The sequence below is a fragment of the Actinomycetospora soli genome, assembly GCF_021026295.1.
GTDB lineage: Bacteria > Actinomycetota > Actinomycetes > Mycobacteriales > Pseudonocardiaceae > Actinomycetospora > Actinomycetospora soli.
In genome coordinates, this window is record NZ_JAJNDA010000039.1 from 18,458 (window position 1) to 27,064 (window position 8,607).

Consider the following 8,607-nt stretch of genomic DNA (forward strand, 5'->3'; position numbering starts at 1 on the left):
GATCGACGCGAGGGCAGTGCCAGAGGGCGGGTGGGCGGATCGGCGTCTCCTCCGGGGAATCGACCGACCCGGTGATGTCGTGCGTGGCGGGTCATCGACTCAGCCCCGCAACCGGACGCTGGAGGACACGACCAGCACCGATGACAGCGCCATCGCCAAGCCCGCGATGAGTGGGCTGAGCAGGCCGAGCGCGGCCAGTGGGATCGCGGCGACGTTGTAGCCGAACGCCCAGACGAGGTTGCGGCGGATCGTCGTGGCGGTGCGCTTCGCCAGGTCCAGGGCGTCCGGGACGGCCTGTAGGTCGTCGCGCACCAGGATCACGTCGGCCGCGTCGAGGGCCACGTCGGTCCCGGCGCCGACGGCGAGCCCGAGGTCCGCGGCCGCGAGGGCGGGACCGTCGTTGATGCCGTCACCGACCATCGCCACGCGGCGACCTCCGGCACGCAGTTCGCCGTGCAGCGCCGCGACCTTGCCCTCGGGCAGGACGTCGGCGATCACCTCGTCGACCCCGATGGCCGCCCCGACCGCCGCAGCCGCCTCCCACCGGTCGCCGGAGAGCAGCACCGTTCGCAGGCCAGCGGCACGCAGCCGGGCGATCGCCGGAGCCGCCGACGGCTTCACCTCGTCGGCCACCTCGAACACCGCCACCTCAGCCTCATCAAGGCTCATGACGACCAACGTGGAATCTCGCGAGGGAGCCGGAGCCCACGCAGGCAGACCGTCCGTACCGGTCGGGTCGAGACCACCTGAGTCCCGTCGCGCAAGGGGCTTCCGCATCCGCACGTCGACGCCGTCGACGACGCCGCGCGCCCCGAGCCCGGGCAGGGCCTCGAAGCCCTCGACGGTCGGGAACGCGGAGACCTCCGCCCGCGCACACGCCACGACCGCCCGGGCCACCGCGTGCTCCGAGGCGTCCTCCACGGCACCCGCCGCCGCCAGCACCCGCCGTCGGGAATCAGGGGACGCGAGATGCACCGCCCGCACGGTCATCGCGCCCGTCGTCACCGTGCCGGTCTTGTCGAACACCACCGTGTCGACCACGCGCGAGGTCTCCAGCGCCTGGTGCGACTTGAGGAAGATGCCCTCGCGCGCGCCGCGGCCGGAGGCGACCAGCATCGCCGTCGGGGTGGCGAGACCGAGGGCGCACGGGCAGGCGATGACCAGCACCGCGAGGGCGGCGGAGAAGACGTCGCCGGCCGTGCCGCCGACGGCCCACCAGCCCAGGGCCGTGAGCACGGAGAGCGCGATGACGATGGGGACGAACACCGACGAGATGCGGTCGACGAGCCGCTGCACGGACGCCTTCGACGCCTGCGCGGACTCGACGAGCCGGATCATCCCGGCGAGCTGGGTGCTCCCGCCGACGGCCGTGGCGGTGACGACGAGCCGCCCGGACACCGCGACGGTCCCGCCGGTCACGGTGTCGCCCGCGGCGACCTCGACGGGCACGGTCTCGCCGGTCAGCATGGACCGGTCCACGGCGGAGGCGCCGCTCTCCACGGTGCCGTCGGTCGCGACCTTCTCGCCCGGACGGACGACGAAGCGGGTCCCGACGGCGAGCGCGGCGGCCGGGATGCGCGCCTCGGTCCCGTCGGGCAGCAGCACCGCGACGTCGCGCGCGGCGAGGGCGGCCAGCGAGGCCAGCGCGTCGCCGGCCGAGCGCTTGGCCCGGGCCTCGACGTAGCGGCCCGCGAGCACGAACGTCGTCACCGCGGCGGCGACCTCGAGGTAGAGCGGGCCGACCGGGTCGAGGAAGACGCTGAGCGCACCGGCGCCGGGGTCGGGCAGGTGCCCGGTGAGGATCGACCCGAGCGACCAGACGGTGGCCGAGATGATGCCCAGCGAGATCAGCGTGTCCATCGACGACGCGCCGTGTCGGGCGTTGACGAAGGCCGCCCGGTGCAACGGCCAGGCCGACCACCCGACGACGGGCGCGGCCAGCGCGACCACGACCCACTCCCAGCCCGGGAACCGCGCCTCCGGCAGCACGGAGAGGATCAGGGGCAGGTCGACCATCGGGATGAACAGCACGGCCGCGACCACGAGTCGGCGCCACAGGTCCGCGACGCGGTCGTCGCGCGCGGCCTCGACGTCACCGAGCTCGTCGTCGGGAACCGAGAGCGGCGTCGCGCCGTACCCGAGCTTCGCGACGACGTCGACGACGGTGGAGCGCTCGACGTCGGGACGTAGCGTCACGGTGGCCCGCTCGGTCGCGTAGTTCACCTGCGCGATCACGCCGTCGACCTTGTTGAGCCGACGTTCGATCCGCGACGCGCACGCGGCGCACGTCATGCCCGTGAGGAGGAAGTCCTCGGTCTGGTCCTCGAACGGGTCGGTCGGCTTGGCAGCGAGTGTCGAACTCGTACTCGTGTCGAAAGAGATCGCAGCCTCCTCGGGCTGGCGAACCACTGTCTCGCGCGCGTGGGCGGTGAGCTCGCCGCCGCCTCGTCGGGAAGCAGCGCGGTCAGACCGGGGCGAGCGCGCGAGAAGCCTGTTCGAGGTGGGTCAGGGAAGAATCTGAACGGCGTCGCCTGGGTTGAGCGCCTCGAAGAACGCCTTGGCCTGCTCGTCGGGCAGACGCACGCAGCCGGCGGTCTGCTTGCCGGCGTTGCCACCGTGGAACGCTCGGCCGTTGCCATCGAAGAACACCGACCAGGGCATCGGGGCGCCGTTGTACTCGCTGCTGCGGTGGTCGGCGTCCTTCCACTGCACCGAGAACCGACCGGTCGGCGTCTCGTTGCCGGGTCCCCCGTGGTTGATCGCGATCGGGCCTCGCACTACGTTGCCGGCGCCGTCAGCCAGCCACGCCTCGTTGGTCGAGAGCCGGACGCACGCCTGGACCTGGTCCGAGCACGGCATGCTGGCCATCTGCCCGGCGGGCGCCGTGGGGGATGGCGCCGGAGCCGCGGTCGCCACTCCTGTGAGCGGCACGATCGCGAGACCCGCGGCGGCGACGCCGGAGGACAGGGCGATGAACCGCCTGTGATGGGGCCGCGAGACGGCACGGTGCTTGCTCATGGGACTCCTCGGATGCCGTCAGCTCTGCGGGGACCGTCAGAGCCGGCGAGCCAATGGGCTGGATTCCTCGCGCAGGCCTTCTGGTGCCTGCCGCGACGCGGGGTCACGCCCGGGGTGTCCGGACGGCCCTGGCCGCACGGCTTCGTAGGCGAGGGCCCCTTCGACGAGGAGCCGACAGTCGCCGGATCAGGCCGCGCAGCGGGACGGCGGAGGTCGCCGTCGGATCAGCTCAGACCGAGGTGGCGGGCGGTCCCCGGGGAGTGCGCGGGGAGACCGCGCAGCTCGGAGCCAGCGCATCGTGACGAACTGCCACGAACAGGTGGCCGTGCGGGTTCGTCGAGCCCGGGTTGTCATTGAACGGGGGCAGGACCCGGTCGAGCGTAGAGGCCAGGTCCGCACGAGCGCGTTCGGTCCCGACCAGCATCACGCCGAGGGCGATGTTGGCCAGCAGGTGGACCGCGATCGTGGTGAGCGGGCCTTCCACGGCGCGATCGTTGGCCTGCAGGACCAGTTCGATGGCGAGCTGGCCGCCTGCCAGCGCCAGGAAGGCGCGCCAGGTCGAGCGGTAGCGGGTGGCGAGAGCCTGGGCCAGGAACGTGACCGGTGCCGCGACGCCGGCGATGCCGGCGAGGGCTGCGCCCGTGAGGGGGAGGGAGCCGCCACCGGCGAGGTGCGCGGCGACGGCGACCAGCCCTGCGAGCAGAGCGACCGTCAGTACCCGCACCGCGACATGCGCCGACGGGACGGGCCCGTCAGCAGGGCGGGTGGCTTCCACGCGGCTCACGGTAGCCACTCGTCTTGCTGGCGAACGGGCAGGGTCGGGTACATCGATCGGGCGAAGACGTCGGTCGACTCAGGAGCTGCAAGTTCATCAATGGGCTGGCCCGATCACGCGCGGGTCCAGGGTGGGCACCTCACCTCCGACTCACGTGCCACCATCGTTTGCCGTGCCTTTACCTCGCTCCGGACTTCGCGATCCACGTCCTCGGGCGGCAAACGCGATTCCGCGGGAGCGTCGGCACACCCGCCGGGGCGCCCCCGCAGGGCCCGCCGGCGTGAGGAGGGTGCTCTGGGCGGTCCTGCTGAGCAGTCTCATGGTCGCTGTCCTCACGGCGAACGGTTCGCCCAGTAGGCAAGGGGACCAGATCATCCGGGCACAAGGACCGCCCGCGGACAGCGCGATCCCCAGAGCGCTCGATCCACGCACCTTCAGCCCGGCGGGCTGTGTGCTCCTCCCGGCCCCGACCGGACGCGCGGATCGGATCGTGGCCCTCGACGCTGGGCACGGCGGCCCTGATCCCGGAGCCAGTGGCATCGATCGTGCTGGGCGCGCCCACCGGGAGAAGGACCTCACCCTGCAGATCGCCTCGAGCACGGCTGAACGGCTACGTGCCCGCGGAGTCAACGTGGTGCTGACGCGTACGACCGACGCCCTGGGCACCCCGCTCCGCTCGGCGGATCTCGGCTCGGGCGGCCTGACGACCGACGCGAGTCAGAAGGACCTCAGCTCGCGCGTGCGATGCGCGAACCTCGCGCGCGCTGACGCGCTGGTCTCGATCCACCTCAACTCGTTCGACGACAGCTCGGCGGCGGGCACCGAGACGCTGTACGAGGCCCACCGGTCCGACGCATCACCCAATCTCGCTCTTGCCCGAGCGGTGCACGACAGTGTCCGATCAGGGCTCGTCGAGCTCGGCAGCGCCTCCCCGGACCGGGGAATAGTCGACGACTCCGTCCGAGGAGACGCCGGCGGCTCGCACCTGGTCCTGCTCGGCCCCCGCGTCGAGGGTTTCATCGACGAACCCAGCGCCATGCCGGCCACGCTTCTCGAGCCACTGTTCATCACCAACCGCGATGACCTGAGCAGGGTGATCGGGCCGGGCGGAGGCGATGTGCTCGCAGCGTCCATCGCCACCGGAATCGAGACCTACCTCGCCCGCGCGCCGTGAGGTCGCCCTGCTGAAAGCTGCGCTCAGCCCGGGTTGGGCGCAGGCGCGGACGATGACGCAGGAGGAGGCGGTGGCGGTGCCGGCTCGCCGCCGCCGTCATACAGCATTCCGCCGTAGGTGAGCAGCGGGATGAGGACGATCGCGCCGAAGATGCCGAGGCTGGACCAACGTGACCCCTTCGGTCCGCCGTCGTCAGCACTCTCGCTCGATGGCTCCGTGGTCATCGGTCTCCTCCAGGGGGATCGGAGGCCTCATGCCTCAGAAGTCCGGATGCGCCGCGCCCTCGAGCCTGAAGGCGACGCCCTGAGGGTGCCACTGCCGACCAGGTTCTCGCCCGCTGCCAGGCCCGTGCGGCGGACCGCCCTGCATCGTCACCTCAGTTGTTCAGACGATCGGGGTACCGCGTCCGGTACTCCTCGAGGTGCTGCGACTTGCACATGTTCTGTTCCTTCTCGTTGATCGCCTGCCGCATGCACTCGTCGAGGGTCCGGGCCTGTGAGGTGTGAAGGTAGGTCACCGCGGACTGGAGCGTCGGCCACTCGATCACGGTTCCGATGACCACGGCGACCACGGCCAGGCCCAGACCCAGCACCGGCCGCCGGCGGCCGTGAGCGCGACCAGCCCGCACGCGCATCAACGCCACCACGGCGCCGACGACCGCCACGAGCCCGAGCAGTAGGCCACCCCAGCCCGTCCACGCACTGACCAGTGCCATCCCACCGACGACGAGCGCGAACGTCGAGGCGCCCGACTCCGACGTCGTCGATGATCCACCTGGATAAGACGAGACGCCGCTGGCCATTACGTCATCCTCGCAATTCGGACAGCGCGTGGCACCTGGTACCCCAGGGGCGCGCGGTCCCGAGTCAAGGTGCAGTCGGAGGGCGGAGCTCAACTGAGGTCGTCTAGGAGCAGATGTCTGTGGGCGCCGCGAGTCGCAATCGACTGTTCAGGTAAGCCAGTGGGTGGGGTTGCTGGTGTCGAAGGTGCGGGCGGCGTCGATGTAGGGGTCCATGGAGGCGCGGGAGCGCCAGCGGCCGTGGCGTTGGACGTCGCGTTCGGGGACGCCGGCGGCGATGGCCTCGGTGGCGAACCCGCGGCGCAGGCTGTGTCCACCCCACAGTTGCGCGTCCTCGAGGCCGGCGGCGGCGGCGCGGCGTTTGATGATCTCGGCGATCGAGTTGCGGTGCAGGCCGCCGGTGCGGGGGCGGCGGCCGTAGCGGTCGATGCCGCGCCAGGCGGGGCCATCTGTGATGCCGTGGGAGCCGAGGAGGTCGCGCCAGCGGGTCCAGGCGGCACCGGCGTCGAGCAGCGTCGATTCGCCACTCCCCGCCCCCGCGGTGGCCTCCGGGGAGGGGGCGGCGATGCCGATGGTGGTGCCGGTGCCGTGCTGGTCGGTTTTCGACCGCGACAGGTGGACCGAGAGGCCCTGCTCGGAGGCGTGCAGGTCGGACATCTGCAGCCGGGCGAGGTCATCGGTGCGCAGTGCCGCCTTCCAGCCGATCAGTAGCTGCGGGTGGTCGCGGGCGTCGGCCAGCACTTCCTCGGGGCGCAGCAGCCGCAGCACTTCGACCAGCGGTTCACGCCGCGCGGCGGCGCGGCGGCGGGCGGGGGCGACCCCGGGGTGGCGGCGGATCCCCGCCATGGTGCGACGAACGGCTTCCGCGCCCGTCGGGTTGCTGACCTGCACGGTCTGATGGACTACCGAGACAGCAGCCAGGTACCCGGCCAACGTGCCCGGCCGCAGCCCCTCCCGCTCACACACCTGTCCTGCCACCACCGATCCCAGCGGATCGGAGGGTGTCGCGGGCCGCCACGCCGGGGCCAGGTCGGCCAGGAAACGCGCGACGGAAAGCGGGTCCGCCGGCAGCGCCCGCTCCCCCGCCTCAGCGCACCAGGACTCGAAGCGGCGCCACTGCCGCTCGTAGGCCGACCACGTGTTCGCAGACCGGGCGCCACGGGCGTACGACTCGGCCCGCGCGGGCAGTGAGCTCGTCGCGGCGCTCGAGCACCGTGCCGGTCGCGGTGCCCGCCACGGCGACGGCGGCCTGCTCGGGCAACTCGGGGGTCGTCACGGCAGTCAGGTTCCCACCGCGCAGCGTTCAGTTCGCTAGGCGCGTCGCGTGTCGATTTCCGTAGTCGGGTGCACGGACTCCTGAAGTGCCGCGCACGGGCCCGCCTCGGGTCGGCTGGTTAGGGGAGCGGAAAACGGGTCCTCATCGGCCGGACCGTTGGTTCCGTGGCGGTAAGCCGTTGAGGTCCACCGCGAATGCGCCGACTCCGTAGGCGAGGGTGTTGACCATGCGGTCGAACATCGGTCTGTTGATGTTGTTGATGTCGTCGCAGGCCCGGTGGTAGCAGGGTTGGAAGGGGACGCCGGGCTGGCCGCCCCACAGGCGGGCCTGCTCGGCGGTCTTCGTTCCCGAGTCCCCGGAGAACACGCCGCCGGCGGGGATGCCGGCCGCGACGAACGGGCCGTAGTCGGAGTCGTCGACGAATCCGGTCCCGCGCGGTTGCACGCCCTGGGAGGCGAGCCGATCGTGGAGAAGTCTTTCGATCGCCTGCGAGCCGGGCGCGGCGGTCTCGGTGTTCGAGCCGTCGGAGCCGTCGCCGTCGTAGACGAAGTAGCCACCGTTGGGTGCGGCGAGTCCGTCGGAGTTGAGCATGACCGCGATGTCCCGTCGCCCGTCGGGTGAGAGGCCACGAACATAGGCCTGGCTTCCCAGCAGGCCGTCTTCCTCGGCGCCGAAGAAGACGAAGCGCACCGCGTTGGTGATCGGGGCGTCGGCGCCCATCTTCACCGCGACCTCGAGCTGTGCGGCCACACCGCTGCCGTCGTCGCCGATGCCCGGTCCAGCGGGCACGCTGTCGAGGTGGGCGCCGCTGAGCACCACCTCGTCGGTCCGACCGCTCCTGGTTTGCGCGATGACGTTCCGCGTCGTTCCCGACGTCGCCGAGCCCTCGCCCTCCTGAGCGTCGCCGCTCTCCGCGCCAGCTGACAGAGGGACCGTCGGCGTCTGTACGTCGAACCCGACCCGTCGGAGGGTGTCGGCGACGTAGTCGACGCTCTGCTCGTACCCGGCGGTGCCCGTGGCCCGGTTCCCGCCATTCCGGGCGGCGATGTCTTGAAGAGCCTGGAGGTGCACGACGGCGCCGGCGCCGGTGGCCGCCGACGCCAGGGCCTCGGCCGCCCGCCTGTCGCCCGTGGGTGTGGGAGGCGACGCGTCAGTCGAGGACGTCGGCTGCCCGCCTGAGCAGGCTCCAAGAATCAGCGGTACGGCCAGCACAGCGGCCACCGCTGCTCGCGCGACACCCTGGTCGCGTCTCAATCGCTGCCGGCCGACCGGCACTGACGAATCAACTCTCACGGCAACTCCCGCAGAGACTCCCGCGCACCTGGGAGGTCTCGCCGGCGCCGGGGGCGGGGTGCCTCCAGACGGCTCCCTCCTGATCCCGGCGCCAGCTCGAGCGGAGACGGCCACCGGACCCGCCACCTTCGGGTCAAGTAAGCGTGTTGTCGATACCCGAGGCCGACTGCACCGATTTCGAGGTGGTCTGCTCCCACGACAGACCTCTTCTGCGCCGCGGTAACGGCGCCTGGTCGAGACACCGGCCGGAGTGCCGTGGCCGGGGCTACTTC

General features: G+C 71.8%; 8 protein-coding genes. 1 reads left to right on the forward strand and 7 read right to left on the reverse strand.

Annotated elements, in window-relative coordinates:
- Positions 1-99: 99 nt before the first annotated feature.
- The 3 genes from LN037_RS30810 to LN037_RS30820 all read right to left on the reverse strand — a co-directional run bounded on the left by LN037_RS30810 (position 100) and on the right by LN037_RS30820 (position 3,793).
- Positions 100-2,292 (reverse strand): heavy metal translocating P-type ATPase, encoded by a 2,193-nt coding sequence (locus LN037_RS30810; protein WP_230760709.1) that lies wholly within the window; start codon positions 2,290-2,292, stop codon positions 100-102.
- 213 nt (positions 2,293-2,505) lie between these two features.
- Complete coding sequence (locus tag LN037_RS30815; RefSeq protein WP_230760710.1) at positions 2,506-3,018, reverse strand: L,D-transpeptidase; 513 nt, start codon at positions 3,016-3,018, stop codon at positions 2,506-2,508.
- A gap of 229 nt (positions 3,019-3,247) precedes the next feature.
- Positions 3,248-3,793, reverse strand: coding sequence for a hypothetical protein (locus tag LN037_RS30820; protein ID WP_230760712.1), 546 nt, complete (start codon positions 3,791-3,793; stop codon positions 3,248-3,250).
- A 490-nt stretch (positions 3,794-4,283) separates the two neighbouring features.
- On the opposite strand from LN037_RS30820, the gene LN037_RS30825 reads away from it, so the two are divergent.
- Positions 4,284-4,967, forward strand: a complete 684-nt coding sequence (locus LN037_RS30825) for an N-acetylmuramoyl-L-alanine amidase family protein (RefSeq protein ID WP_230760714.1) — start codon at positions 4,284-4,286, stop codon at positions 4,965-4,967.
- 376 nt (positions 4,968-5,343) lie between these two features.
- On the opposite strand, the gene LN037_RS30830 is transcribed toward LN037_RS30825, so the two are convergent.
- The 4 genes from LN037_RS30830 to LN037_RS30845 form a co-directional block, all read right to left on the reverse strand.
- Positions 5,344-5,769, reverse strand: coding sequence for a hypothetical protein (locus LN037_RS30830; protein WP_230760716.1), 426 nt, complete (start codon positions 5,767-5,769; stop codon positions 5,344-5,346).
- A 147-nt stretch (positions 5,770-5,916) separates the two neighbouring features.
- The gene (locus tag LN037_RS30835; protein ID WP_230760718.1) at positions 5,917-6,747 is read right to left on the reverse strand and encodes a tyrosine-type recombinase/integrase; all 831 of its coding nucleotides are present in this window, start codon (positions 6,745-6,747) and stop codon (positions 5,917-5,919) included.
- Positions 6,748-6,853: 106 nt separating this feature from the next.
- The gene (locus tag LN037_RS30840; protein ID WP_230760720.1) at positions 6,854-7,042 is read right to left on the reverse strand and encodes a hypothetical protein; all 189 of its coding nucleotides are present in this window, start codon (positions 7,040-7,042) and stop codon (positions 6,854-6,856) included.
- 141 nt (positions 7,043-7,183) lie between these two features.
- A complete protein-coding gene (locus LN037_RS30845) occupies positions 7,184-8,317 on the reverse strand; it encodes a M20/M25/M40 family metallo-hydrolase (RefSeq protein WP_230760723.1) in 1,134 nt (377 codons plus the stop codon).
- Between the last annotated feature and the right edge of the window lie 290 nt (positions 8,318-8,607).